The sequence below is a fragment of the Glaciihabitans arcticus genome (assembly GCF_004310685.1).
GTDB classification, from domain to species: domain Bacteria; phylum Actinomycetota; class Actinomycetes; order Actinomycetales; family Microbacteriaceae; genus Conyzicola; species Conyzicola arctica.
In genome coordinates, this window is the sequence record NZ_SISG01000001.1 from 258,657 (window position 1) to 282,330 (window position 23,674).

A 23,674-nucleotide genomic window follows, 5' to 3' on the forward strand; every position below is an offset into this window, starting at 1 on the left:
AGCTACAGCTCGCCGAAGCCGATCACCGGGCGACCGCTCGCAGGGTCGGTGAACACGGTCGCGCGCACGCCGTAGACGTCGCGGATCAGTTCGGGGGTCAGCGTCGCCGCGGTCTCGCCGGCAGCGACGACCCGCCCGTCGGCAACCACGATCACCGAGTCGCACCATGCTGCGGCGAGGCCGAGGTCGTGCAGGGCCGCGAGCACCGTGACACCGGTCGAGGCGACCGAGCGCAGCAGCGCAAGCGTGGAGAGCTGCGCGCGGATATCGAGGTGATTGGTCGGCTCGTCGAGCAGCAGCAGCCTGGCCTGCTGGGCGAGGGCCTTGGCGAGCAGCACGCGCTGGCGCTCCCCGCCCGAGAGGGTGGTGACGTCGCGGCCGGCGAACTCGCGCATGCCGACGGCGTCGAGCGCGTCGGTGACGGCGGTTCGGGATGCGTCATCCGGCGCTTGCCAGAGCGACAGGTGCGGCATCCGGCCGAGGGCGACGACCGCCTCGACGGTCAGCGACAGCTCGGTCGCCGCGTCCTGCTCCACAAAGGCGGCGAGCTTCGCGCGCTCGCGCCGCGGCATGCCGTACAGCTCGGAGCCGTCGAAGCTCACGCTGCCCGACTGCGGCTTCTCGACGGCTGCAAGCGCGCGCAGCAGTGTCGACTTGCCCGCTCCGTTCGGGCCGATGAGGGCGGCGAGACTGCCGGGCGGCACGGTGCAGTCGATGCCGTCGATGATCAACTTGCCGCCGACACTCACGCGGATGTCGGAACCCTGCAGCCCGCTCACGCGTCGGCCCTCCTGCGGGCGAGCAGCAGCGCGAACACGGGTGCTCCGATGAGCGCCGTCACGATACCGACCGGCAGCTCACGCGGGTCGAACAGGGTGCGCGCGAGGGTGTCGGCCCAGACCAGGAAGATCGCACCGACCAGCGCGGAGAGCGGTAGCAGCGCGCGGTGCCCCGGTCCGACGAGCAGGCGCACGGCGTGCGGCAGGATCAGCCCGACGAATCCGATCGACCCGCTCACCGAGACCATCGCGCCGGTGAGCAGTGCCGTGGCGGCGAGCAGCGCCCAGCGGGTGCCCTGAACGTTCACGCCGAGCGCGGCGGCCGAGGTGTCGCCGAACGCGAACGAGTCGAGCAGGCGACCGGTGAACAGAATCGGGATTCCGACCACGATCAGCGCGATACCCGCGATGGCAACGGCAGGCCAGCGGGCTCCCGCGAGCGAGCCGAGCAGCCAGCTCAGGATCTCGCGGTAGGAGTCGCCCGTGACCGTCCAGAAGATGACGAAGCTCGTGATGGCGCCGGCGAGCGAGGAGACGGCGAGCCCGGCGAGCACGGTGCGGGTCGGGGTGATGCGTCCGAGTGCGCTCGCCAGCAGGAGTGTCGCGGCAAGGGCGAGCAGGGCGCCGAGGAACGCGGCGAGGGGCAGCAGCAGCGATGCCCCCAGCAGGATCACGCTCACCGCACCCAACGAGGCACCCGACGACAGCCCGAGCAGGTACGGGTCGGCGAGCGGGTTGCGGGTGAGGGCCTGCATGACCGCGCCGCTCAGGGCGAGGCCCGCGCCGACAGCGGCTGCGGTCAGAACTCGGGGCATCCGGAGCTCCCAGACGATGCCGTCGCGCAGCTCGGTCAGCGGAGAGATGCCGAGCCCGAGGTGGCTCGCGATCGACCCCCACACCTCGTCGAAGCGGATCTCGGCCGGCCCGATCGTGACAGCGAGGGTGATGGATGCCACGAGCACCGCGCCGAGCGCGATACCCCAGATCCACGGCCCCCGTCTCATCAGAAGTCGAGCGCCTTCAGCTGGTCGGCGAGGTCGGCTGCGGCCGGCGCCGTGCGCACGCCCGCCTCTCCCGCGGCGAATGGGATGTACAGGTAGCGCGCGTTCTTCACGGCGTCGAGGTTCTTCGTGGCCGGGTTGGACTCGAGCAGCGCGATCTTCGACTCAGCAGTGTTCCAGGTCGCGTCGACGAGCACGATCACGTCGGGGTTCGCGTCGACGACGGCCTCCCACGCGAAGGGCGACCAGGTGTCGTCGATGTCGCCCGCGATGTTCTCGAGGCCGAGGGTCTCGAGCACCAGCTGCGGGGCTCCGATCCCTGCGCCGACGTAGGGAACATCAGTGCCGGACGAGTACCAGAGGGCGCTGAGGCCACGCTCGTCGGCGTCGATCCCGGCGACGGTCTCCTTCTGTGCCTCGATGAGCGTGCTCGGGTCGGCCTCGAAGATCATGGCGACCTCGGTGATCTCGTCGAAGATCTCGTCGAAGTCGAGCTTGGCCGGCTTGTAGGCGGCCTCCTTGCAGGCGGCGGGGGAGACATAGGTGTTGACGCCCAGGTCCTGCAGCTCGGCGCGGTCGCCCGCACCCTCGGGGGAGAAATTCGACTCCCAGCCGGCGTAGACGAAGTCGGGCTCCTCCTCGAGCACCGCCTCCTGCCCGGGCACCATCTCGCTCAGCACGGGGATGTCGCTGTCGGCCCACTCCTCGGGCAGCGGGCCGTCCTGGAAGCCGGTGCCGATGATGCGGTCGCCGAGGCCGAGCGCGAGCAGCATCTCGGTCGAGGTCGACTTGATCGTGATGACGCGCTCGGGTGCCTTGTCGACACTGAACTTCGTGCCGCAGTTGTCGATCGACACGCTGGAGACGATCGGACCGGTGCCGTTCGCGGGGACGGCGACGCAGCCGCTCAGCAGCAGGGCGGCGGAGCCGAGGGATACGGCGATGGCAAGACGGGACACGGGGACCTCCGGGTGGGCATAAGCAGGCAGCAGGGCACGGCTCGCGGCGAGACTGCACGAGCGGAAACCGGGCCGCTCCAAAACCGGGGCGGGCACACCCGGCCAAAACCGGCCAGGGGGTCGGTACAAGCCTAGCGCGCGGCGGTGCGACACTGGGTGCGTGGTCGACTGGACGATAGTGATTCCCGTAAAGGGCACGGTGGGTGCGAAATCCCGGCTCGGAGCGTCGGCCGCGCTCGCCGAGGCCATCGCCCTCGACACGATCCGGGCGGCCCTCGAGGTCGCCCCGGTGATTGTCGTCACGGCCTCGACATCCGTCTTCGCGGGCACCCGAATCGTCGCCGATCCCGGCACGGGCCTGAACGCCGCCATCGGCGCAGGCATAAAGGCCGCCGACGGCCCCGTCGCGGTCCTGCTCGGTGACCTGCCCGCGCTGCTGCCCGCCGAGCTGCGTGCGGCTCTGGATGCGGCCAGCGCCCATCCCCGCGCCTTTGTGCCCGACGCCGAGGGCGCCGGCACGGTCCTGCTCACCTCGACGATCGGCCACACCCCCGCTTTCGGTCAGGGCTCGGCGCAGCGCCATCGGGAGGCGGGTTACGTCGAGCTGGAGCTCCCGGCGGACTCGGGCCTGCGGCGCGACGTCGACACCCCCGAGCAGCTCGCGGGTCTCGGCGAGCGCCTGGGTGCGGCCACTAGAGCCGCGCTGCCGCCAGCGCGTCACTAGCGAGCTGAGCGCTGGTGTCGAGGTCGCGCATCCAGAGCGGCACCGCGGTCGTCGGAACATCGTAGGAAGCCGAAGCGTCGACGGTGTCGACGAGCCACGCGTCGAGCAGGCCACCCGCCGAGCGGGCGCCGTAGTGCGCCGCGACCGCTGGGGCCGTCGTCTCGACACCGATCGCCGTGAGGCACGCGTCGGCCATGCCCCGCACAATGGCACCGCCGATGATGGGGGAGACCCCGACGATCGGAGCCGCGGTCGCGGCGAGAGCGTCGCGAATACCGGGGATGCCGAGGATGGTGCCGATCGAGACGACCGGGTTGGAGGGGGCGACGAGAACCACGTCCGCATCCCGGATCGCCGCAAGCGCCGCGTCAGTCGCTACAGCGCCCTCAATGCCGCGCTGCACAAACCCCAGGGCAGGCAGTCGTGCACGGTGGCGGGTCCACCACTCCTGGAAGTGCAGCTCGCCGCCCTCGACCGTGACGTGCGTCTCGACCTCGGAGTCAGTGACTGGGATCAGCAAAGCGCCCAGGTCCCAGCGCGACGTTATCCGCGCCGTTGCCTGCGACAGCGTCTGTCCGTCGCGCAGGAAGGACGAGCGCGCGATGTGTGTGCCGAGGTCGAGGTCGCCGAGGGTGAACCACGGCCAGCCCACGCCGTACGCGTTCAGCTCGGCGCTCGCCCGCTCGGTCTCGCCGATGCGTCCCCAGCCGCGCTCCTCGTCGTTCGCCCGGGCGAGGGTGTACATGACCGAGTCGAGGTCGGGGGTGATGCGGAGGCCAGCCAGCCACATGTCGTCGCCGGTGTTGACGATGATGCGGAGCTCCGCATCGGGCAAAGAACGTCGCAGGTGCTCACGGACGCCGCGGGCGAAACGCGCCCCGCCGACCCCGCCGGAAAGAATGGTGATGATCACCGGTCAACGTTAGCCCCGCGAAATCAGGCCCGCGACCGGCTTCTATTTACGCGCAGGTCACAAAGGGAAACAATGGTGAAACGTTCGCCCTCGATGATGAGGACCTGACCAGGAGGTATGCATGACCGTTGTACGCGCAGCCATCACCCAGACGACATGGACAGGCGACAAGGAGTCGATGCTCGCCAAACACGAGCAATTCGCCCGGGATGCGGCGGCGCAGGGCGCCCAGATCATCTGCTTCCAGGAGCTCTTCTACGGTCCGTACTTCGGCATCACCGAGGACAAGAAGTACTACCGCTACGCCGAGCAGGCCGACGGCCCGATCGTGCAGCGCTTCGCCGCCCTCGCGAAAGAGCTGAACCTCGTGATGGTGCTCCCGATCTACGAGGAGGACATCACCGGCGTCTACTACAACACGACGGTTCTCGTGGAGGCTGACGGCACCATCCTCGGCAAGTACCGCAAGCACCACCTGCCTCACCTCGACCGCTTCTGGGAGAAGTTCTACTTCCGTCCGGGCAACCTCGGCTACCCGGTCTTCGACACCTCGGTCGGCAAGATCGGCATGTACATCTGCTACGACAGGCATTTCCCGGAAGGATGGCGCGAGCTCGGCCTGAACGGAGCCCACATGGTCTTCAACCCGAACGCCACCAAGCCGGGTCTCTCCAACCGCCTGTGGGAGGTCGAGGGTCCGGCAGCGGCCGTGGCCAACGGCTACTTCGTGCTGCAGCCCAACCGGGTCGGACGCGAGGACAACGAGTACGGCGAACTCGCCGTCGACTTCTACGGCACGTCACAGGTGATCGACCCGCGCGGAAACTTCGTCGGCGAGCGCGGCTCGGGTGCCGACGAGGAGATCCTCATCCGCGACCTCGAGATGGACATGGTGCAGGAGATGCGCGACGACTGGCAGTTCTACCGCGACCGTCGCCCCGACTCGTACACGAGCATCCCGAAGCCGTAATCCCGAAGGGCCGACTCATGAAGACACTCATCAAGAACGGAACCGTCGTCACCGCAACCGGCCGCTCACTGGCCGACGTGCTCATCGACGGCGAGACCATCGCCGCGGTGCTCGCTCCCGGCTCCAGCCTGCTCGGCTTCGACATCGCGTCGAGCGTCGACACGGTGATCGACGCGGGCGGAAAATACGTCATCCCGGGCGGCGTGGACGCGCACACGCACATGGAGCTGCCCTTCGGCGGCACTGCGGCGAGCGACACCTTCGAGACCGGAACCCGCGCCGCGGCGTGGGGCGGCACGACCACCATCATCGACTTCGCCGTGCAGACCTACGGCCAGCGCGTGATGGACGGCCTCGCCACCTGGCACCAGAAGGCGGCGGGCAACTGTGCGATCGACTACGCCTTCCACCAGATCATCGGCGACGTCACCGACGACTCGCTGCAGGCGATGCGTTCGTTGCCCGACGAGGGCATCACGAGCTTCAAGCTTTTTATGGCCTACCCGGGTGTCTTTATGAGTGACGACGCCCAGATCTTCAAGGCGATGCAGGTCTCGGCCGACACGGGCATGATGACGATGATGCACGCCGAGAACGGCCCCGTCATCGACGTTATGGTCAAGCAGCTGCTCGAGCAGGGAAAGACCGACCCGTACTATCACGGCGTCGCCCGCGCCTGGCAGATGGAGGAGGAGGCCACCCACCGCGCCATCATGCTGGCCAACCTCACCGGTGCGCCGCTCTACGTGGTGCACGTTTCCGCGAAGCAGGCCGTCGAACAGCTTGCTGCTGCCCGGGATGTCGGCCAGAACGTCTTCGCCGAGACCTGCCCGCAGTACCTGTTCCTCTCGATGGAGGAGCAGCTCGGCGCCACGAGCGACGAGTGGGGCGCCTTCGAGGGTGCCAAGTGGGTGTGCTCGACGCCGCTGCGCTCCAAGGAGGAGGGCCACCAGCACGCCATGTGGCAGAGCCTGCGCACCAACGACGTGCAGATGGTCTCCACCGACCACTGCCCGTTCTGCATGAAGGGCCAGAAGGATCTCGGCCTCGGCGACTTCTCGAAGATCCCGAACGGCATCGGCTCGGTCGAGCACCGCATGGACCTGCTCTACCAGGGCGTCGTCGACGGGCAGATCTCGCTCGAGCGCTGGGTGGAGATCACCTCGACCACCCCGGCCCGCATGTTCGGTCTCTACGGCAAGAAGGGCGTCATCCAGCCCGGTGCGGATGCCGACATCGTCATCTACGACCCGAACGGTCACACCTCGATCGGTTACGGCGAGGGCAAGACGCACCACATGAACATGGACCACTCCGCCTGGGAGGGCTTCGAGATCGACGGACACGTCGACACCGTGCTCTCGCGCGGCAAGGTCGTGGTCGACGGCAACCAGTACCTCGGCGCCAAGGGTGACGGCCAGTTCGTCAAGCGCGGCCTCAGCCAGTACCTCATTTGATTTCCTCGCTGGTTGAGTAGGCGCTCCAGCGCCGTATCGAAACCGGATTTCGATACGGCCGTGAACGGCCTACTCAATCAGCGACACAAAGAAAGCAGCACCACATGGAATTCGGCGCAGTACTGCAGACCAACCCGCCCGCCTCACGCACCGTGCACCTCGCCAAGCTCGCCGAGCAGCACGGGTTCGAGTACGTCTGGACCTTCGACTCGCACCTGCTCTGGCAGGAGCCCTACGTGATCTACAGCCAGATCCTGGCCGAGACGAACCGCATCATCGTGGGCCCCATGGTCACCAACCCGGCCACCCGCGACTGGACCGTGACGGCCTCGACCTACGCGACCCTCAACGAGATGTACGGCAACCGCACCATCTGCGGCATCGGCCGCGGCGACTCGGCTGTACGTGTGACCAACGGCGCCCCGACGACGCTCAAGACGCTGCGGGAGTCGATTCACGTCATCCGGGAACTGGCGAACTCTCGTTCGGTCGAGTACAACGGCGCGCAGCTGCAGTTCCCGTGGAGCCGCGGGTCGAAGCTCGACGTCTGGGTGGCCGCGTACGGCCCGCTCGCGCTCAAGCTGACCGGTGAGGTCGGGGACGGCTTCATCCTGCAGATGGCCGATCTCGATGTCGCGAAGTGGATGATCGAGACAGTCCGCACGGCGGCCTCCAATGCGGGCCGCGACCCGATGTCGATCAAGTTCTGCGTCGCGGCGCCCATGTACGTGACGGACGGCTCGGAGGCGGCACTCACCCACGCCCGCGACCAGTCCCGCTGGTTCGGTGGCATGGTGGGCAACCACGTGGCCGACATCGTCGCCAAGTACGGCGAGGGCTCGGATGTGCCCACCGCGCTCACCGACTACATCAAGGGTCGCGAGGGCTACGACTACAACGAGCACGGTCGCGCGGGCAACACGCACGCCGACTTCGTGCCCGACGAGATCGTCGACCGGTTCTGCGTGCTCGGAACGGCCGAGGAGCACATCGAGAAGCTCACCGCCCTCAAGGCGATCGGTGTCGACCAGTTCGCCGGATACCTGCAGCACGACAACAAGGAGGAGACCCTCCGCGTCTACGGCGAGACCGTCATCCCGGCCATGCGCGACGTCATCGTGGCGAAGGTATGACCGGCCGCGCCAGGGGTGCGCTCTGGGGGGTTCTCGGTGTCGTCGCGCTGCTCGGCGCGTGGGAGCTCTACAAATTTCTCGGGCCGGCCGCAGGATTCGTCGTCGGTGCGACCGAGGGCGAGACCGGCTCGGGCGTGATGCTGCTGCCGCGCACCAACGATCGCGCGATGCCGCACATCTGGGACATGATCGCTCGCCTCGGTGCGTCGGCGAGCGGGGGCAACACGCCGCCGCTGTACGTCGCGGTGATCACCGCCGGTCTCACGACCCTCGGTATCGCTGCGGTCGGTTGGATCATCGGCATCGTCGTCGGATCGTTCCTCGGTGCCGTCATGCAGCGCTGGCGTCTCGCCGAGGCGGGACTGCTGCCCTGGATCGTGGTGAGCCAGACGATTCCGCTCATCGCCTTCGCGCCGATCATCAACACGATCGGCACGCAGGCCAGCCGTGGCTCGGCATTCGACTGGCCGCAGTGGCTCTCGGTCGCGATCATCGCCTCGTACCTGTCATTCTTCCCGATCGCCGTCGGCGTTCTGCGCGGCCTCGAGTCGCCCGACCGGATGCACCTCGACCTCATGCGCACGTACGCTGCGGGGTACTGGCAGACGCTGTTCCGGCTGCGCATCCCCGCGGCCATCCCGCACTTGCTTCCCGCTCTCCGGCTCGCGGCGGCGAGCGCCGTCGTCGGTGCGGTCGTCGCGGAGGTATCAATCGGCATGCAGGGCGGCATCGGCCGCATGCTCATCCAGCTCGCCGGGCAGGGATCGAGCGACCCCGCTGCGCCCTGGGGGCCGACCATCGGGTCGGTCGCGCTCGGACTCGTCGCTGCGGGCACCGTTGCCCTCATCGGCCTCACGCTGAAGAACTACCGCAGGGGAGAACAGACCGCATGACCACCGAATACGCAGTACGCGCAACAGGGGTCGGCAAGACGTTCCCCACGAAGGCTGGGGACGTCGTCGCTCTCACCGAGGTCGAGCTGACGGTGTCGGCGGGGGAGTTCGTCTCCCTCATCGGCCCCTCCGGCTGTGGCAAGTCCACGCTCCTCCGGCTCATCGCCGACCTCGACGGTGCGACCACCGGCGAGCTCGAGATCTTCGGCAAGCCGGCCGCGAAGGCGCGCGTCGACCAGGACTACGGCATCGCCTTCCAGCAGGCGGGACTGCTGCCGTGGCGCACGGTCGGCGGCAACATCGCGCTGCCGCTCGAACTGCACGGCATGGCGAAGCCCGACCGGGCGAAACGCGTTGCCGATCTCGCGGAGCTCGTTGGGCTCTCCGATTTCATCGATCGCTTTCCCGACCAGCTATCGGGCGGAATGCAGCAGCGCGTGGCGATCGCGCGGTCGCTCGCCGAACAGCCGCGACTGCTGCTGATGGACGAGCCCTTCGGCGCACTCGACGAGATGACCCGCGAGTACCTGCAGGGCGAGCTCACGCGCATCGCGAAGGAGACCGGCGCCGCTGTGGTGTTCGTCACCCACTCGATCCCTGAGGCGGTCTTCCTCTCCGACCGCGTCGTTGTCATGAGCCCTCGACCCGGGCGCATCACCGACATCATCGAGACTCCTCTCGGGGACGCCCGGGATGAGGCGCTGCGCGAGTCGCCCGAGTACTTCGAGCGGGTGACCGCCGTTCGCGAAGCACTGCACGGCACTCCCGTGGAGAGGGCGAACGAGCGATGAACGCTGTGCAGTCGCTGCCGGGTTGGGTGCGCTTCGCGGCGCCGGTCGTCGTCGGCGTACTGATGCTCGGCCTCTGGGTGCTCGTCGTCGACGTGCTGGACGCGGCACCGCGCGCCCTGCCCAGTCCGTTCGCCATCATTACCGAGATCGGGCTGCGCTTCGGCATTATCACCGAAGACATGGCGATCACCGCGACCAACGCCCTGCTCGGGCTCGCGCTCGGCGCCGTCGTCGCGATCCTGCTGGCCGCGCTCGCCGCCACCTTCCGTCCCATCGACGGCATGCTCGCGCCGCTCGTGGCCGCGATAGCGGTGGTACCGATCGTGGCGCTCACCCCCATCCTGAACACCATGTTCGGGGCGTCCAGCCAGTTCGGCCGTATGTCGGTCGCGGCGATCGCGGCCTTCGTGCCGGTGTTCGTGAACGTGCTGCGCGGCCTGCGCCAGACGCGGCCCGTGCACCGCGACCTGCTGCGTGCATCCGCGGCATCGCCGTGGCAGACCTTCAGTGTGCTGACCCTGCCGACCGCACTGCCTTACCTGCTCACCGGCCTGCGCATCGCGAGCTCGGTCGCCGTGATCGCGGCCCTCGTCGCCGAGTACTTCGGTGGTCCCGCCGACGGTATCGGCACCGCTATCGCCACCTATGCCAAGTCGGGGCGCGCATCGCTCGCCTTCGCCTACGTCGCCGGCGGCATCGCTATCGGCCTCGCCCTCTTCCTCGTCACCGGGCTGCTCGAGCGCCTGGTGACGAGGAGAAGACCGGTCTGACCGGGCACCACCCGCATCACCCCCAATCCGCACCACGAAAGGAACAGCATGAGACACAGCATTCGACGCGGCCTCACCGTCGCATCCGTCGCCGTTGTATCGGCAATCGCACTCAGCGCATGTGCCGGCCCGGCCGCCGACCCGGGATCCTCCGAGGATTTCGAGCCGCTCACCTCGATCAAGCTGCAGCTGCAGTGGCTGCCCCAGTCGCAGTTCGCCGGCTACTACGTGGCACTCGATAAGGGCTACTTCGAGGAGGAGGGCTTCGACTCGGTCGACATCATCCCGAGCGGTGGCGACATCGTGCCGCAGGACGCGCTCGTGAACGGTGACGTCGACTTCGCAGTCGCTTGGGTACCCAAGGTCCTGGGAACCCTCGAGGCGACCGGTGCAGAGCTTACCGACATCGCGCAGGTCTACCAGAAGTCCGGCACCCTGCAGGTGTCGTTCAAGGGTGACGGTGTCGAGTCGGTCGAAGACTTCGAGGGCAAGCGCATCGGTTCGTGGGGCTTCGGAAACGAGTGGGAGATCTTCGCCGCGATGGCCGCCGACGGACTCGACGCCTCGAGCGTGAAGGTCACGACGCAGGACTTCTCGATGAACGCCCTGCTCGATGGAGACGTGGACGCCGCACAGGCGATGACCTACAACGAGTGGGCGCAGATCCTCGAGGTGGAGAACCCCGCGACGGGCGAGCTCTACCAGCCCGAGGACTTCGACGTCGTGTCGTACGAGGACACCGAGGGGGCCATGCTCCAGGACGCCATCTGGGCCGACACCGAGCGCCTCGACGACCCGGCCTACGCCGACGCGTCGGTGCGTTTCCTCAAGGCCGTCACCAAGGGATGGATCTTCGCCCGTGACAACCCCGAGGAAGCAGCGACCATCACGTACGACGCCGCTGTTGCCGCTGGCGAGGGTGGGGCCTTCCCGGTCGGACCGAACCACCAGCTGTGGCAGATGAACGAGGTCAACAAGCTCATCTGGGCCGGTGGAGACTTCGGCACGATCGACGAGGCAGCCTGGGCCAAGACCGTCAAGGGCGCACTCGCTGCGGTCAACCAGGACGGTCTCCCGCTCATCACCGAGGAGCCGCTCGAGTCGGCGTACTCGAACGACTACACCACGAAGGCACTTGCTGAGCTCGAAGAGGAGGGCGTGACCGTCGGCGGCGAGTATACCCCGCTCGACGTTGTGCTCACCAAGGGCGGGCAGTAACAAATACCCTTGGGGTGGGCGGCCTTCGGGTCGTCCACCCCCTCTCTTTGATCCAACACGGGAGCACACCATGACCGACCTGAATCCGGCTGACGGCATCCTCGCCCACGACCTCGATCGGGCCCACGTCTTCCACTCCTGGAGCGCCCAGGCGGCGCTCAACCCGTTCGTCATCGCGGGCGGTTCCGGAAGCACCATCTGGGACTACGACGGCAAGCACTACCTCGACTTCTCGAGCCAGCTCGTCAACACCAATATCGGCCACCAGCACCCCGCCGTCGTGAACGCCATCAAGGCGCAGGCCGACCTGCTGACGACCGTCGCCCCCGCACACGGTAACCTCGCCCGCGGTGAGGCAGCGAAGCGCATCCTCGGCCTTGCCGGTCCCCGGTTCGGCAAGGTCTTCTTCACCAACGGCGGTGCAGATGCCAATGAGAATGCAATCAGGATGGCGCGGCTCACGACCGGTCGCGACAAGGTTCTCTCGACCTACCGCAGCTATCACGGCAACACCGGTGCCGCCGTCGTCGCGACGGGGGACTGGCGTCGGGTTCCCAACGAGTTCGCGCGTGGACACGTGCACTTCTTCGGGCCGTTCTCCTACCGCACCGAGTTCTGGTCGGACTCGCCCGAGCAGGAGTCGGAGCGCGCGCTGCGCCACCTCGAGCGCGTGATTCAGTCGGAGGGTCCCTCGTCGATCGCCGTGATCCTGCTCGAGACGATTCCCGGCACGGCCGGCGTGCTTGTTCCGCCGCCCGGCTACCTCGAGGGCGTGCGTGCCCTCGCGGACCGCTACGACATCGTGCTCATCTTCGACGAGGTCATGTGCGGGTTCGGCCGTACGGGCGAGTGGTTCGCATGGCAGGGTTCGGCCGTGGCCGAGAGCCCGGTCATCCCGGATCTGATCACCTTTGCGAAGGGCGTCAACTCGGGCTACGTGCCCGTCGGTGGTGTGATCATCTCGGAGTCGATCGCGAACGCGTTCGAGCACGAGGTGTTCCCGGGCGGGCTCACCTACTCGGGGCACCCGCTCGCGATGGCGTCGATCGTCGGCGCCCTGGATGCGATGGAGTCCGAGGGCATCGTGCGCAATGCAGCGTCCGTCGGTGCCGAGCACATCGGGCCGGGTCTCGCGGCCCTGGCCGAGAAGCACCCCATGATCGGCGAGGTACGTGGTGTCGGCGTGTTCTGGGCGCTTGACCTGGTGGATGACCCGGCCACCCGTGCCCCGATCTCCACGGCGGTCATCGGGCAGCTGAAGAAGGAACTCAAGACGCGCGGCCTGCTGCCGTTCGCGGCGGACAACCGCATCCACGTGGTGCCGCCGTGCATCGTCACCCCGGACGAGGTCGCCCAGGCACTCGACATCTACGACGAGGCGTTCACGGCAGTCACCGCCTGATGCGACGCGTAGCCGCAGTGGTGCTGGCCGTGGCGCTCCTGCCTGCGTTGGGCGGCTGCGTCTCGGCGCTGGACGTGCTGGATGTCGTCTTTCCCGAGCCCGGACCAGAGGAGCCGTACGTGCCGAGTCCCGAAGAGCTGGTAGTCCCGGAGCGGTTCACCATCATCCCCGACCCCTGGCAGGCCAGGTATGTGGGTGTGCTCGACGACGGCAGGCAGTACTTCGCGACGGCGGATGTCGACCTCCTCACCGACAAGGGCTACGTCTCCGTCTACTACTGGGCGGCGGACGGTTCGTTCGAGAGCGCCGATATCGATGAGTTCGCAGAGCTTGCCGACATCGAATCCGGTGGTCTCTCTGCTGCGGTCGACGCTCGCCACAAGGAGCTCGCGGGTGCAACGATCGAGCCCATAACCGTTGCACCGTTCTCGATCGAGCAGGACGGCATCACCTTCGGCTTCATCGCTCGTGGTCCGGATTCGAAACTTTACGACATCGCATCCGTGACGCACATGCCCAACGATGACATGGTCTACTACTGGCCCTGGGATGGCGAAGGCTACGACACCTGATCCGTGTGGTGGGCTCGGCAGCGTGCTCATGGGAAACTTGAACCTCACACAGTTTTGAAAGAGAGCATTGCAATGGCCGAGTCCAAGAAGTCCGCAAAGAACGAGAAGGCGGAGACGCTGTCGAAGCGTGAGCTCAAGCGCGCAGCCAAGAAGGCCGCGAAGGAAGCCGCCCAGGTCGAGAAGAAGCTGAAGAAGGCCGCGCGTCTCGCTGCCAAGCAGCTCAAGCGCGATGCCAAGCTCGCGGGCAAGCGCGTCGTCGAGACGGCCGCCGCTACTGGTGCCGCCGTCGTCGCAGCGACCGAGGCAGCATCCGAGCAGATTCAGGATGCCGCCGCCACCCAGAAGGCCGCCGACAAGGCGGAGGCCAGGTCCGAGGCGAAGGCCGCCAAGGCTGCGCCAGCGAAGAAGGCTGCCGCAACGAAGGCTCCTGCAAGCAAGGCCGTAGCTTCCAAGGCTCCTGCAGCAAAGGTTGCCGCTCCCAAGGTCGCGCCCGCGAAGGCCGCTGCCGCGAAGGCCGCTCCCGCGAAGGCGGCTGCTCCCAAGGCTGCGCCCGCGAAGGCCGCTGCTCCCAAGGTCGCTCCCGCGAAGGCTGCGCCCGCCAAGGCCGCTGCTCCCAAGGCTGCGCCCGCCCAGGCCGCAGTGCCCGCCGCCACCCCCTCAGCAGCCCCCACGGTTGCCGCCCTGCGCGCGCAGGCCAAGGCCGCGGGCAAGACCGGCTACAGCTCGCTCAACCGCGCACAGCTCGAGGAGCTGCTCAAGTAGCTTCTGCGAATCAGTCGGGGCCGTCGTATCGGAAGATGCGACGGCCTCTTCTGTTGAGGCGACCGCGACCGAGGTCGGCGGCCTGGCCCGACGGTCGTGGATGATCTCGTAGCGAGCGAGGTAGCCGATGAAGATCGTCAGGAAAGCACTCGCGAAGGGGACGGCCCGGGTCCTGCGGGCCATCATCCCGGCGACCGCGCACGCCGCGAATAGTTCGATGGTGCGCTGCGGCACCGAGACGGCTCATCCGATGAGGTGCGGCGCGAAGACGTCGACCGAGGGCATCTAGCCGTCAGCGGAGGGCACGTAGCTCGTGCGGAGCGTCCACGTCGTGATCGCGTCGGTCACGAGCGCGGTGCTGACCACGCCGAGTCTCGTGGCGACCGCTCCGCGTGGGACAGCTCGACTGTCCAGGGAAGGGCGTCGTTCATCGTTCATCCTTGTGTGCACCGGTCGGTTCGTCGATGTAGACCATGCCTCCGGGGCGGTTCGCTGACTGCAACAACTGATCGACCCAGTCTGGGTTGATGGACGGCTGCCGGGTGCCGCGGAAGCGGTAGAACAGCGGAACGGCGGGGTGCAGCCAGACCGCGTTTCGCCCTCCGCCGGCACTCGCTTCGATCACCCAGGAGAAGGTGAAGGACTCGTTGCGGCGTAGCTTCGCCGTGATGGCGACCTGGAGATGCGCGAGGGCCCGGTCGTCGAAGTCGATCTCTATGCCACTGCTGCCATACAGCAATGTGCCCATGTGACCTCCTCGGTCAGAACACACGTTAGACCGCGAGGTGAGTGTCACCTATCTGTCATCCCGGGGTTGACAGGTATTCCCGCTCGTGGGAGAGTCGACGCATGAATAGACAACCCCGGGGTGACAGATGGCGGGATGTCCTCGCTCACCGCCCCGAACACCAGCGTGAGGCGACCACCGAGCGCTTCCGCGCGGCCGGCATCTCCGTCGAGCTCGTGCAGAGCGCCCTGGCGGATGGCGGCGACGCCCTGCACGCAGCCGCGAGCTCGGGCGGGGACGACCGCTTCCACGGCTTCGGGGGAAACCTCGGCGCCGCCCTCCTCGCGGCCGAGGTCTCCACCCTCGCCGCTCATCTCGTTTCACGTGCGTCTGCCGTGCGGGCCATAGCCGTCGAGTTTCTGCTCGACGACTACTCCGCCGTGGCTGTGGCCACCGCGCTCGGGGTCTCCCGCCAGAAGGTCTACGACATCGGCAAGGGCGGCTCCACCACACCATTCATCGAGACAGTCCCCTGGAGCGAATCATGATCACCGAAACCATCACCCTGCCCGATCCGTCCTTACAGCCGCTTGTGCACCCGCTCGACCTGCCGGAGGCCCGGGCGCACTTCCGCTTCGCGTTCTGGATCCGCGCGCTCACCAACCCGGGCACGGGCCTTGTGCTCGCGGCGCTGGTCTGGTTCCTGGCCGAGAGCTGGGTGGTTCCCGTGGTGGTGTTCCTCTCTCTCGCCGTCATCGGTCACTTCGCCGCGGCGTGGTCGGACCGCCGGGCGTGGGAGTACATCCCACGCAAGCGCCAGGACACCGAACGGCGCCTTCCGCTCTCGTGGGAGCTGGGCCGCTCGGTCATCTTCGCCGCACTACTGTCGGTGGGAGTCATGCTGCTGGCGCTGCGGCTCGGCGGTCGGGAGACCGGGGTGCGCGATTACACGCTCGGCTCGGCCGTGGCCGTTGTCGCCATGATGATTGTGGTGCTCGCGGTTCGTCACTCGAGGGCGGCACTGTTCAGCATTCCGTCGATCGTGGCGCTCGCTGCATCCCTCGCCTTCGCGTGGTCGTGGATGTCCCGCACCCCCGTCGACCCCTCGATCGTGCTGATGGGCGCTCTGGTTATGCTCGCGGTTGGAGCCGTCGTCGGGGTGGGAAAGTTGATCGAGGAGCGCAGAACCGCGGCAACCGCGTAGAATATCCCCTTGTGTCCCATTTCACTCCGACCCTGTACACCGTTCCGGTGTTCGACCTCATGCACCGCCCCGGCGAGATGCGCGAGCGCGCTCTCGACGTGACGGTCGCAGAGGGCTACGGCAACGCCGTGATCGGAGTTCGCGAGGGTGCCCAGGTGCACCTGGATGTGCGGCTCGAATCGCTCCACGACGGCATTCTGGTGTCCGCCGATGTCGACACAATCGCGCTCGGCGAGTGCGTTAGATGCCTCGACGACGTCTCTCTGCCGATTGAAGTCGAGATTCAGGAACTTTTCGCGTATTCTGTGGACGAAGCTTTTGACTACACGGTTGTCGGCGATCATGTCGACCTGGAACCGTTGGTCAGGGATGCGGTAGTGATGTCACTGCCGTTTCAACCGGTCTGCCGGCCGGATTGCCCAGGTCTCGATCCCGAAACGGGTGAGCGTCTGGCCGATTTTCCGGACAGGAAGCCCCGAGAAGTGATTGACCCGCGATGGTCTGCGCTTGCCGGACTTCAGCTGACTGAACAAGATGTTGAAGGCAGTGCCGTGGCGGATGCCGCCGCTGCCGATAGAGAGAAGAGAAGCTAATGGCCGTACCGAAGCGCAAGATGTCGCGGGCAAGCACCCGCATGCGCCGTGCACAGTGGAAGGCGACCGCGCCCACACTGGTCAAGACCATCGAGAACGGCAAGACCGTTTACAGCCTCCCGCACCGCGCGAAGGTTGTCGAAGACTCGACCGGCACTCCCCTGTACATGGAGTACAAGGGCCGCAAGGTCGCGGACGTATAGTCCTCCCCATCGTTATGGGCGAGCAGGCCGGTCGGCGCTATGAGTAGCGCGCCGGTCTCTTCGTCGTTAAGCAATGCCTTGCCCGATCTCCACGCCATCCTCGGTGTCGAAATCGGCGCCGAGCTGCTCGAGCAGGCTCTCACCCACCGGTCGTGGGCCTACGAACACCCCGGTTCCCCGCACAACGAGCGCCTCGAGTTCCTCGGCGACTCGATTCTCGGGCAGGCCGTGACGGTCATGCTGTACACCGCACACCCCGACCTCGACGAGGGGGACCTGGCCAAGCGTCGCGCCTCGCTCGTCTCGAGTGTCGCCCTCGCGGAGGTCGCCCGTCGCATCGGGCTAGGCGAGCACCTGCGCCTCGGTCGCGGTGAGGAGCTCACCGGCGGTCGCGACAAGTCATCGATTCTCGCCGACACGGTCGAGGCCATCATCGGAGCGTCCTACATCTCCCTCGGTGGGGATGCCGCGACCGAACTCGTGCTTCGCCTCATCGTTCCCCTGCTCGACAACCCCGAGCGTTTCGGCGCCGCAATGGATCCGAAGACCAGCCTGCAGGAGCTCTCCACCCGTCTCGGTCGCGGCCTGCCCACCTACCTCGTGACCGACAGCGGCCCGGACCACTCGAAGCGCTTCCACGCCATCGTGATCCTCGGCTCGGACGAGATCGCCGCCGGTGACGGTTCCAGCAAGAAGCACGCCGAGATGGCTGCGGCGCTCGAGGCCTGGACGCTGCTCCAGGCCGGCACAGCCTAACCCTTCGTCGATGCCCGAGCTTCCCGAGGTCGAAGTTGTGCGCGCGGGGCTCGAGCCTGCCGTGACCGGTGCGCGTGTGGCATCCGTGTCGATTCTGGATGCCCGCTCCCTGCGCCGGCACGCGGGTCCCCCCGAGGATTTCGTGGAGCGCCTGACCGGCAGCACGTTCCTGTCGGCGGAGCGGCGGGGCAAGTTCCTGTGGCTGCCGCTCGTCGAGGCTGGCACGCCCGTCGGCGCCCCCGAGGCCCTTGTTGTTCACCTCGGCATGAGCGGGCAGGTGCTGCTGCGCGATCGGTTCACGGATGACTCGCTCACCCGCATCCGCATCGAGCTCGAGCACCCGGATCACGGGCCGCTGCGCCTGAACTTCGTCGACCAGCGGATCTTCGGCTCGATGGCGATCGACACCATGCAGCCGACTCTGGATGTCGCGGCGCAGCTGGTTCCGTCGCAGGTCGCGCACATCGCTCGCGATCCCCTCGACCCCTCGTTCGACGACGCGCTCTTCTTCACGCGGTTGCGGAAGCGCAATACCGGGATCAAGCGTGCGCTGCTCGACCAGACTCTCGTCAGCGGAATCGGCAACATCTACGCGGACGAGGCGCTCTGGGCTGCGAAGATCCACTACGACCAGCCGACCGGGGCTCTCACGCTGCCCCGCGCGAAGCTGCTGCTCGCGGAGGTGCGGTCGGTGCTGATCAAGGCGCTGGCGGAAGGTGGCACCAGCTTCGATGCCCAGTACGTGAACGTGAACGGCAACTCGGGGTACTTCTCCCACTCGCTGAACGCCTATGGGCAGCAGGGTAAGCCGTGTCCGCGATGTGGTCGGCCGATCGTGCGCGAGCAGTTCATGAACCGCGGGTCGCACTTCTGCGCGTTCTGCCAGCGGGTCCGCTGAGCGCGAGTCCGCTTGTGCCATCAGGTCCGCTCCCGCGAGTCCGCTTTGTGCCACCGGTTCCGCTTCCCGCGAGTCCGCTTTGCGCCACCGGTTCCGCTGGCTGCACACCTTCGCAACTGTGGCTGCCTGATTCTCACCGCCGCAGCGCGGTCAGTGCGCGATTCTGTTGGCCGCGGCGCCACGCGCGGGTGGGATCGAGGTGTGCGGGTGCTCGGAAGTAGGGGACTCCGTTCAGCATCTTGAGGTGGAAGCCTCCGCTGTGGAGGAGTCGATGGTGCGGTGGGCAGAGCAGGACTCCGTTGTCGACGTCCGTGGGACCGTCGTGGGCTTTCCAGAAGAGTGCGTGGTGGGCGTCTGTCCAGGCGGGTGGCGCGGTGCAGCCCGGGAACGCGCAGCCGCCATCACGGATTGCCAGCGCTGTTTGTTGTGCGGGGGTGAAGTAGCGTTCGGTTTGTCCGAGGTGGAGCACGGCGCCGCTCTCGTCGATGACGGCCTTGCGGGTGCCTCCCGAGCAGACGAGTTCATCGATTGAGCTCGCCGCGATGGGCTCGTCCACGTCGTCCAGCCACGCGACACCCGTTCCGGTCTGCAGGTCGTTCTCGCGCACGGTGACGTGGACCGCGACGCGAGGTCCGGGACGGGTTGCGTCGGATTGGTGGCCGGCGCGCACGAGTCCCATGAAGACGTCGTGGCCGCGTTGGGCGTTTGTGCGGGTCTCGAGGTCGGGGGAGGCGGGGTCGATGTCGGATTCGTCGCGGAACCGGGGTGTGATGCGGGGTGAGGCGTAGGCGCCGAAGATGGCGCGAATCTCGGCGAGGTTGACGCCGGAGGTGTCGAGGGTGACGCGGGCCATGCCGTCGCGTTCGCGCCCGATGCGAAGCGAGCGTTGGGTGTGCAGTCGTTCTTCTCGGGGCAGGGTGCCGTCAGGGTCGAGGGTGTCGCGCCAGATACGAGCCTGGATCGCGACCAGGTCGGCGGATGATGACAGTGCCTGATCGACGAGTGCGGTCTCGGCGGTGGCGAGGTCGTCGACGGAGCAGGAGGGTGCCGCCTGTTCGAGGTTGTGGGTGATCACTCTCGCCACATCGATCCCGATCTCGCCGCAACCCACTGCGGCGGCCACTCGCGGATAGAGGGCAAGGAGCGGGGTGCCGTCGAGGGTGGCGCGTGGGGCGATCATCCGCCCGACCGTGAGCCGCGAAGCGATCGACGACGCCGACGCGCGGGTGAGCTGCTCAACCAGGTGCGAGGCGCGGGCGTGGCCCATGCGGCGGGATAGCCCCTCCGGTCCCAGCTCGATGCGGGAGCGCGCCTCGACCTCCGCCGCGGCCGTGACCCTCAAGGCGTCAGCGAGTCGGCCGAGCTCTTCCGCGTAGCTGACGCGGGTCAGCAGATCGCCATCTCGAAGCACACCGACGGGCTCGGCAGCGAGTGCTGCGAGCTGGTCGAGAAGTGTGCCGGTGTGGGTCATGACGGAACTATGGCAACGGCCACCGACATTGAGTAAAGCATCCCTGACCAGCACAAAAAAATGTGGAAAGCCTCGGTTCAACCCGCATTGTGGAGGACAAGATGGCACACGATGAGACGCCCTACGGCAGGCGTCAGTGACCGTCAGCGCGTGGGGTGGCGACTGGGGCGGGGGATCAGACCCGCGCGTCGGTCGCTAATCCACACACCGAGCCGACAGCGCCGAACCGACCTCAAACAGAGCCGCCGAGAACCTAGAGCGAGCGCAGAACCGCAACAACCTTGCCGAGCACATCGGCGTAGTCGCCGAGGATGGGCGCGAACTGGCTGTTGCGCGGCAGCAGCCAGGTGTGGCCGTCGCGCTGCTGGAACACCTTCACGGTTGCCTCGTTGTCGAGCATGGCCGCGACGATGTCACCGTTCTCCGCGGTCTTCTGCTGGCGTACGACGATCCAGTCACCGTCGCAGATCGCGGCGTCGATCATCGAGTCTCCGACGACCTTGAGCATAAAGAGCTCGCCCTTGCCCACCAGCTGGCGCGGCAGCGGGAAGACCTCATCCACCTGCTGCTCCGCTGTGATCGGGATGCCGGCGGCAATGCGACCTACGAGCGGCACCATGGCGGCGTCGCCAACAGGGGTGCTGTTCTCGAAGTCCTCGGACTGCGAGGGCAGTTCGATGAGGATCTCGAGCGCACGCGGACGGTTGGGGTCGCGTCGCAGGTAGCCGCTCAGCTCCAGCTGGTTGAGCTGGTGGGTCACGCTCGAGAGGGAGGCGAGGCCGACGGCATCACCGATCTCACGCATGCTCGGCGGGTAACCCTGGCTGGACACTGCGCGCTGGATGACCTCGAGGATCGCCATCTGCTTCTCGCTCAGGCTTTTGCGGCGACGCGTGCCGGGGCGCTCGGAAGCCGCTTCGGTGTTGTCGATGTCGGCCATGAGCCCTCCAATGTCAGTGGGTGCTGGTTACGTATGAACCAGACATTCGAAACAATATCTGCCTTCAGGCCGATAAACAAACACCTGTTCGAGTGTGTCGGACCAGAAGTTATCCACATCTTCGAATATCGGCTTGCATTTCGCCGTGATTCGAAGGTATGTTCGGAACAGAGGTTCTAGGGAATCGCCACACAGCCTTCCTTAGCTCCTCGACCACTTCGTATCCGGCACTCCCGGCCGAGTGCCGGATACGAATATTTCGACCCAGATTGATTCGAGCGTCAGACAGCGCCTCACACAGGCAGCCAGCAGCAGGTAAGGGAGAAGCACATGAGCGCAGTAGCCGAGTTCGCACCAACCGCCGTGTCGGCGCGTTCGCACATCAACGCCGCACCCGTGCTCGCACCTGCTGCCCAGCCCCGCTCTGCTGCCCAGCCCCGCCTCCGCATCACGCGCCGCGGTCGTGCCGTGCTGATGACGCTCATCGCCATCCCGATCGTGATCGCCGCCCTGTTTTTCGCCCTCAACGGCGGGGGAGCGATGGCCGGCAACGGTGCAGGCGTCGCGCTCGAGCAGGTCACGATCGAACCCGGCCAGACCCTGTGGGGCCTCGCCGAGCAGTACGCGCCGCACAGCGACCCTCGCGACTTCGTCGCCGACGTCGTGAACCTCAACGGCATCGTCGACGTGCTCGAGGCCGGCCAGGTCGTCGACATCCCAGCGCAGTACACGAACTAGCGCAGTACACGAACGGGATCAGCACGCGAACGAGCGCAGTGCACCCGCTAACCCAGCCCATAGGCTGGTCGGGTGGCTGACTTCTCCCAACTTCCCATTCGTGATGACCTGCGTGGACTGACGCCTTACGGCGCGCCGCAGAACACCGTGCGCGTCGCGCTCAACGTCAACGAGAACACGCACCCGATCCCCGAAGACGTCGCCCGCGACATCGTGGAATCGATCGCAGGCGCCATCCTCACCGTCAACCGCTACCCCGACCGCGAGTTCACCGAACTGCGGGAGAGCCTCGCGCGATACCTCAACGAAGAAACCCCCGACGCACAGCTCGGCGCTGACCACATCTGGGCGGCCAACGGATCCAACGAGGTGCTGCAGCAGATCCTGCAGGCCTTCGGCGGTCCCGGACGTACCGTGCTCGGCTTCCCGCCCACCTACTCAATGCACTCGATCATCTCCGCGGGCACAGGAACCCAGTGGATCGCCGGGGAGCGCGACGAGCAGTACACGCTCACCCCCGAGACGGTGACCCGTTGGATCGAGCAGACCGACCCCGATCTCGTGTTTCTCTGCTCTCCGAACAACCCCACCGGAACACCGCTCAGCCTCGAGACCATCGAGGCCGCCTATGCGGCCTCCCGAGGCATTGTTGTCGTCGACGAGGCCTACGCCGAATTCGCCCCCAGCGAGCTGCCCACAGCCGTGAGCCTGCTCGAGGGGCGCGAGCGCCTCATCGTGAGCCGCACCATGAGCAAGGCCTTCGCTTTCGCGGGAGCCCGCGTCGGCTACCTCGCCGCAGACCCGGCCGTCTCCGATGCGCTGCGACTCGTGCGCCTGCCGTACCACTTGTCCGCACTCACCCAGGCGGCCGCCGTCGCAGCCCTGCGGCACGCGCCCGAGATGCTCGCCATGGTCGGCGACATCCGTGAGCAGCGTGACCGCCTCATCGTCGAACTCGAGAAGCTAGGCTACGCGCCGCTGCCCAGCTGGTCCAACTTCGTGCTGTTCGGCGGGGTTGACGACCCGAACGCCGTGTTCGAGGCCCTGCTCGAGCAGGACATCCTGATTCGGGATGTCGGCATCCCGAACCACCTGCGCGTCACCGCCGGGACCGCGGCCGAGACGACGGTGTTCCTCGAGGCTCTTGCGCGACTCTGAGCAGCTCGCCCGGCCCGCCTAAGATTGGGGCATGAGCACCGAGCCCCGCGTCGCCCGAATCCAGCGTGAGACGAGCGAGTCCAGCATCGAGCTGTCGATCAACCTCGACGGCACCGGAACGTCCGACATCGAGACGTCGGTGCCCTTCTACAACCACCTTCTGACCGCGTTCGCCAAGCACTCGCTCGTTGATCTGACCGTGCGCGCGACAGGTGACACCGACATCGACGTGCACCACACGGTAGAAGACATCGGCATCGCGCTCGGCACGGCAATCCGCCAGGCCCTCGGCGACAAGTCCGGCATCGCTCGTTTCGGCGACGCGCTCGTTCCCCTCGACGAGGCCCTGGTGCAGGCGGTGGTGGATGTCTCGGGGCGCCCCTTCCTCGTCCACACGGGTGAGCCGGCCGGGTTCGAGTTCCACCTCATCGGTGGACACTTCACCGGTTCCATGGTGCGCCACGTCTTCGAGGCGATCGCGTTCAACGCGGGCCTGACCGTACACGTCACCGTGCTCGGCGGGCGCGACCCGCACCACATCGCCGAAGCTGAGTTCAAGGCATTCGCGCGCGCCTTCCGCCAGGCCGTGCAGCTCGATGCCCGCGTCAGCGGCATCCCGTCGACAAAGGGAAAGCTGTGACG

The 23,674-nt window shown here is 67.1% G+C and carries 29 protein-coding genes; 21 read left to right on the forward strand and 8 right to left on the reverse strand.

Going from position 1 to position 23,674, the window contains the following annotated elements; all coding sequences use genetic code 11:
* Positions 1-2: 2 nt before the first annotated feature.
* Genes EYE40_RS01120 through EYE40_RS01130 form a run of 3 tightly spaced genes read right to left on the reverse strand, consistent with a single transcriptional unit; the run spans position 3 to position 2,739 of the window.
* Positions 3-779, reverse strand: coding sequence for an ABC transporter ATP-binding protein (locus EYE40_RS01120; protein ID WP_240034661.1), 777 nt, complete (start codon positions 777-779; stop codon positions 3-5).
* Positions 776-1,783 (reverse strand): putative F420-0 ABC transporter permease subunit, encoded by a 1,008-nt coding sequence (locus tag EYE40_RS01125; RefSeq protein WP_130980218.1) that lies wholly within the window; start codon positions 1,781-1,783, stop codon positions 776-778. Before EYE40_RS01125 ends, EYE40_RS01120 begins: the two co-directional genes overlap by 4 nt.
* The gene (locus EYE40_RS01130) at positions 1,783-2,739 is read right to left on the reverse strand and encodes a putative F420-0 ABC transporter substrate-binding protein (RefSeq protein ID WP_240034663.1); all 957 of its coding nucleotides are present in this window, start codon (positions 2,737-2,739) and stop codon (positions 1,783-1,785) included. The genes EYE40_RS01125 and EYE40_RS01130 overlap by 1 nt, the downstream gene beginning before the upstream one ends.
* 160 nt (positions 2,740-2,899) lie before the next feature.
* On the opposite strand from EYE40_RS01130, the gene cofC reads away from it, so the two are divergent.
* Positions 2,900-3,463 carry a 2-phospho-L-lactate guanylyltransferase gene (cofC, locus tag EYE40_RS01135; protein WP_130980220.1) on the forward strand — a complete coding sequence of 188 codons (564 nt, stop codon included), beginning with the start codon at positions 2,900-2,902 and terminating at the stop codon, positions 3,461-3,463.
* On the opposite strand, the gene cofD is transcribed toward cofC, so the two are convergent.
* Entirely contained in the window at positions 3,432-4,376 is a 945-nt protein-coding gene (gene cofD / locus EYE40_RS01140) for a 2-phospho-L-lactate transferase (RefSeq protein ID WP_130980221.1), read from the reverse strand. The two genes, cofC and cofD, sit on opposite strands and share 32 nt — an antisense overlap.
* 121 nt (positions 4,377-4,497) lie before the next feature.
* Here cofD and EYE40_RS01145 point away from each other — a divergent pair, with 121 nt between their 5' ends.
* The 11 genes from EYE40_RS01145 (at position 4,498) to EYE40_RS15360 (ending at position 14,633) form a co-directional block, all read left to right on the forward strand.
* On the forward strand, positions 4,498-5,346 hold the full coding sequence (locus tag EYE40_RS01145) for a nitrilase-related carbon-nitrogen hydrolase (RefSeq protein WP_130980222.1): 849 nt from the start codon (positions 4,498-4,500) through the stop codon (positions 5,344-5,346).
* A 17-nt stretch (positions 5,347-5,363) separates the two neighbouring features.
* Complete coding sequence (gene hydA, locus EYE40_RS01150) at positions 5,364-6,803, forward strand: dihydropyrimidinase (protein ID WP_130980223.1); 1,440 nt, start codon at positions 5,364-5,366, stop codon at positions 6,801-6,803.
* Between the two features lie 104 nt (positions 6,804-6,907).
* The gene (locus tag EYE40_RS01155) at positions 6,908-7,936 is read left to right on the forward strand and encodes a TIGR03842 family LLM class F420-dependent oxidoreductase (protein ID WP_130980224.1); all 1,029 of its coding nucleotides are present in this window, start codon (positions 6,908-6,910) and stop codon (positions 7,934-7,936) included.
* Positions 7,933-8,829: an ABC transporter permease gene (locus EYE40_RS01160; protein ID WP_130980225.1), complete on the forward strand. Its 897-nt coding sequence runs from the start codon at positions 7,933-7,935 to the stop codon at positions 8,827-8,829. The genes EYE40_RS01155 and EYE40_RS01160 overlap by 4 nt, the downstream gene beginning before the upstream one ends.
* On the forward strand, positions 8,826-9,620 hold the full coding sequence (locus EYE40_RS01165; protein ID WP_130980226.1) for an ABC transporter ATP-binding protein: 795 nt from the start codon (positions 8,826-8,828) through the stop codon (positions 9,618-9,620). The genes EYE40_RS01160 and EYE40_RS01165 overlap by 4 nt, the downstream gene beginning before the upstream one ends.
* On the forward strand, positions 9,617-10,390 hold the full coding sequence (locus tag EYE40_RS01170) for an ABC transporter permease (RefSeq protein WP_130980227.1): 774 nt from the start codon (positions 9,617-9,619) through the stop codon (positions 10,388-10,390). The genes EYE40_RS01165 and EYE40_RS01170 overlap by 4 nt, the downstream gene beginning before the upstream one ends.
* A 48-nt stretch (positions 10,391-10,438) precedes the next feature.
* Positions 10,439-11,608: an ABC transporter substrate-binding protein gene (locus EYE40_RS01175; protein WP_130980228.1), complete on the forward strand. Its 1,170-nt coding sequence runs from the start codon at positions 10,439-10,441 to the stop codon at positions 11,606-11,608.
* A 70-nt stretch (positions 11,609-11,678) separates the two neighbouring features.
* Complete coding sequence (locus tag EYE40_RS01180; protein WP_130980229.1) at positions 11,679-13,010, forward strand: aspartate aminotransferase family protein; 1,332 nt, start codon at positions 11,679-11,681, stop codon at positions 13,008-13,010.
* Positions 13,010-13,582 carry a hypothetical protein gene (locus EYE40_RS01185; RefSeq protein WP_130980230.1) on the forward strand — a complete coding sequence of 191 codons (573 nt, stop codon included), beginning with the start codon at positions 13,010-13,012 and terminating at the stop codon, positions 13,580-13,582. Before EYE40_RS01180 ends, EYE40_RS01185 begins: the two co-directional genes overlap by 1 nt.
* A gap of 72 nt (positions 13,583-13,654) precedes the next feature.
* Positions 13,655-14,344: a hypothetical protein gene (locus EYE40_RS15470; RefSeq protein ID WP_193554463.1), complete on the forward strand. Its 690-nt coding sequence runs from the start codon at positions 13,655-13,657 to the stop codon at positions 14,342-14,344.
* Positions 14,345-14,471: 127 nt separating this feature from the next.
* Positions 14,472-14,633 (forward strand): hypothetical protein, encoded by a 162-nt coding sequence (locus EYE40_RS15360; protein WP_154071836.1) that lies wholly within the window; start codon positions 14,472-14,474, stop codon positions 14,631-14,633.
* Here the strand turns inward: EYE40_RS15360 and EYE40_RS15365 are convergent.
* Positions 14,630-14,782 carry a hypothetical protein gene (locus EYE40_RS15365; RefSeq protein WP_154071837.1) on the reverse strand — a complete coding sequence of 51 codons (153 nt, stop codon included), beginning with the start codon at positions 14,780-14,782 and terminating at the stop codon, positions 14,630-14,632. The two genes, EYE40_RS15360 and EYE40_RS15365, sit on opposite strands and share 4 nt — an antisense overlap.
* Entirely contained in the window at positions 14,772-15,092 is a 321-nt protein-coding gene (locus EYE40_RS01195) for a DUF7882 family protein (protein WP_130980231.1), read from the reverse strand. Before EYE40_RS01195 ends, EYE40_RS15365 begins: the two co-directional genes overlap by 11 nt.
* Before the next feature lie 101 nt (positions 15,093-15,193).
* Here EYE40_RS01195 and EYE40_RS01200 point away from each other — a divergent pair, with 101 nt between their 5' ends.
* Genes EYE40_RS01200 through mutM form a run of 6 tightly spaced genes read left to right on the forward strand, consistent with a single transcriptional unit; the run spans position 15,194 to position 18,725 of the window.
* On the forward strand, positions 15,194-15,619 hold the full coding sequence (locus tag EYE40_RS01200) for a hypothetical protein (protein ID WP_130980232.1): 426 nt from the start codon (positions 15,194-15,196) through the stop codon (positions 15,617-15,619).
* Positions 15,616-16,275, forward strand: coding sequence for a hypothetical protein (locus tag EYE40_RS01205; protein WP_130980233.1), 660 nt, complete (start codon positions 15,616-15,618; stop codon positions 16,273-16,275). The genes EYE40_RS01200 and EYE40_RS01205 overlap by 4 nt, the downstream gene beginning before the upstream one ends.
* A gap of 47 nt (positions 16,276-16,322) precedes the next feature.
* Positions 16,323-16,868 (forward strand): YceD family protein, encoded by a 546-nt coding sequence (locus tag EYE40_RS01210; RefSeq protein ID WP_338029008.1) that lies wholly within the window; start codon positions 16,323-16,325, stop codon positions 16,866-16,868.
* On the forward strand, positions 16,868-17,071 hold the full coding sequence (gene rpmF / locus EYE40_RS01215) for a 50S ribosomal protein L32 (RefSeq protein WP_097061410.1): 204 nt from the start codon (positions 16,868-16,870) through the stop codon (positions 17,069-17,071). Before EYE40_RS01210 ends, rpmF begins: the two co-directional genes overlap by 1 nt.
* Positions 17,072-17,110: 39 nt before the next feature.
* On the forward strand, positions 17,111-17,827 hold the full coding sequence (gene rnc / locus EYE40_RS01220) for a ribonuclease III (protein WP_130980234.1): 717 nt from the start codon (positions 17,111-17,113) through the stop codon (positions 17,825-17,827).
* Positions 17,828-17,837: 10 nt separating this feature from the next.
* Complete coding sequence (mutM, locus tag EYE40_RS01225; RefSeq protein WP_130980235.1) at positions 17,838-18,725, forward strand: bifunctional DNA-formamidopyrimidine glycosylase/DNA-(apurinic or apyrimidinic site) lyase; 888 nt, start codon at positions 17,838-17,840, stop codon at positions 18,723-18,725.
* Positions 18,726-18,858: 133 nt separating this feature from the next.
* Here mutM and EYE40_RS01230 read toward each other — a convergent pair whose 3' ends face one another.
* Positions 18,859-20,196, reverse strand: a complete 1,338-nt coding sequence (locus tag EYE40_RS01230) for an HNH endonuclease signature motif containing protein (RefSeq protein WP_130980236.1) — start codon at positions 20,194-20,196, stop codon at positions 18,859-18,861.
* A gap of 253 nt (positions 20,197-20,449) precedes the next feature.
* Positions 20,450-21,136, reverse strand: coding sequence for a transcriptional repressor LexA (lexA, locus tag EYE40_RS01235; RefSeq protein WP_130980237.1), 687 nt, complete (start codon positions 21,134-21,136; stop codon positions 20,450-20,452).
* Between the two features lie 330 nt (positions 21,137-21,466).
* Between lexA and EYE40_RS01240 the strand changes: the two genes are divergently transcribed.
* From EYE40_RS01240 to hisB, 3 genes are all read left to right on the forward strand, one after another.
* The gene (locus tag EYE40_RS01240) at positions 21,467-21,874 is read left to right on the forward strand and encodes a hypothetical protein (protein ID WP_240034664.1); all 408 of its coding nucleotides are present in this window, start codon (positions 21,467-21,469) and stop codon (positions 21,872-21,874) included.
* 72 nt (positions 21,875-21,946) lie between these two features.
* Positions 21,947-23,032 carry a histidinol-phosphate transaminase gene (locus tag EYE40_RS01245; protein ID WP_130980238.1) on the forward strand — a complete coding sequence of 362 codons (1,086 nt, stop codon included), beginning with the start codon at positions 21,947-21,949 and terminating at the stop codon, positions 23,030-23,032.
* Between the two features lie 31 nt (positions 23,033-23,063).
* The gene (hisB, locus tag EYE40_RS01250) at positions 23,064-23,672 is read left to right on the forward strand and encodes an imidazoleglycerol-phosphate dehydratase HisB (protein WP_130980239.1); all 609 of its coding nucleotides are present in this window, start codon (positions 23,064-23,066) and stop codon (positions 23,670-23,672) included.
* The last annotated feature ends 2 nt before the right edge of the window (positions 23,673-23,674 follow it).

What these genes read in the sequence shown, in the direction of transcription:
- EYE40_RS01125 (WP_130980218.1), bottom strand. Translation starts at nt 1,783, where the DNA reads ATGAGACGGGGGCCGTGGATCTGGGGTATCGCGCTCGGCGCGGTGCTC.
- EYE40_RS01145 (WP_130980222.1), top strand. Translation starts at nt 4,498, where the DNA reads ATGACCGTTGTACGCGCAGCCATCACCCAGACGACATGGACAGGCGAC.
- hydA (WP_130980223.1), top strand. Translation starts at nt 5,364, where the DNA reads ATGAAGACACTCATCAAGAACGGAACCGTCGTCACCGCAACCGGCCGC.
- EYE40_RS01155 (WP_130980224.1), top strand. Translation starts at nt 6,908, where the DNA reads ATGGAATTCGGCGCAGTACTGCAGACCAACCCGCCCGCCTCACGCACC.
- EYE40_RS01160 (WP_130980225.1), top strand. Translation starts at nt 7,933, where the DNA reads ATGACCGGCCGCGCCAGGGGTGCGCTCTGGGGGGTTCTCGGTGTCGTC.
- EYE40_RS01165 (WP_130980226.1), top strand. Translation starts at nt 8,826, where the DNA reads ATGACCACCGAATACGCAGTACGCGCAACAGGGGTCGGCAAGACGTTC.
- EYE40_RS01170 (WP_130980227.1), top strand. Translation starts at nt 9,617, where the DNA reads ATGAACGCTGTGCAGTCGCTGCCGGGTTGGGTGCGCTTCGCGGCGCCG.
- EYE40_RS01175 (WP_130980228.1), top strand. Translation starts at nt 10,439, where the DNA reads ATGAGACACAGCATTCGACGCGGCCTCACCGTCGCATCCGTCGCCGTT.
- EYE40_RS01180 (WP_130980229.1), top strand. Translation starts at nt 11,679, where the DNA reads ATGACCGACCTGAATCCGGCTGACGGCATCCTCGCCCACGACCTCGAT.
- EYE40_RS01185 (WP_130980230.1), top strand. Translation starts at nt 13,010, where the DNA reads ATGCGACGCGTAGCCGCAGTGGTGCTGGCCGTGGCGCTCCTGCCTGCG.
- EYE40_RS15470 (WP_193554463.1), top strand. Translation starts at nt 13,655, where the DNA reads ATGGCCGAGTCCAAGAAGTCCGCAAAGAACGAGAAGGCGGAGACGCTG.
- EYE40_RS15360 (WP_154071836.1), top strand. Translation starts at nt 14,472, where the DNA reads ATGAAGATCGTCAGGAAAGCACTCGCGAAGGGGACGGCCCGGGTCCTG.
- EYE40_RS15365 (WP_154071837.1), bottom strand. Translation starts at nt 14,782, where the DNA reads ATGAACGATGAACGACGCCCTTCCCTGGACAGTCGAGCTGTCCCACGC.
- EYE40_RS01195 (WP_130980231.1), bottom strand. Translation starts at nt 15,092, where the DNA reads ATGGGCACATTGCTGTATGGCAGCAGTGGCATAGAGATCGACTTCGAC.
- EYE40_RS01200 (WP_130980232.1), top strand. Translation starts at nt 15,194, where the DNA reads ATGAATAGACAACCCCGGGGTGACAGATGGCGGGATGTCCTCGCTCAC.
- EYE40_RS01205 (WP_130980233.1), top strand. Translation starts at nt 15,616, where the DNA reads ATGATCACCGAAACCATCACCCTGCCCGATCCGTCCTTACAGCCGCTT.
- rpmF (WP_097061410.1), top strand. Translation starts at nt 16,868, where the DNA reads ATGGCCGTACCGAAGCGCAAGATGTCGCGGGCAAGCACCCGCATGCGC.
- rnc (WP_130980234.1), top strand. Translation starts at nt 17,111, where the DNA reads ATGAGTAGCGCGCCGGTCTCTTCGTCGTTAAGCAATGCCTTGCCCGAT.
- mutM (WP_130980235.1), top strand. Translation starts at nt 17,838, where the DNA reads ATGCCCGAGCTTCCCGAGGTCGAAGTTGTGCGCGCGGGGCTCGAGCCT.
- EYE40_RS01230 (WP_130980236.1), bottom strand. Translation starts at nt 20,196, where the DNA reads ATGACCCACACCGGCACACTTCTCGACCAGCTCGCAGCACTCGCTGCC.
- lexA (WP_130980237.1), bottom strand. Translation starts at nt 21,136, where the DNA reads ATGGCCGACATCGACAACACCGAAGCGGCTTCCGAGCGCCCCGGCACG.
- EYE40_RS01240 (WP_240034664.1), top strand. Translation starts at nt 21,467, where the DNA reads ATGAGCGCAGTAGCCGAGTTCGCACCAACCGCCGTGTCGGCGCGTTCG.
- hisB (WP_130980239.1), top strand. Translation starts at nt 23,064, where the DNA reads ATGAGCACCGAGCCCCGCGTCGCCCGAATCCAGCGTGAGACGAGCGAG.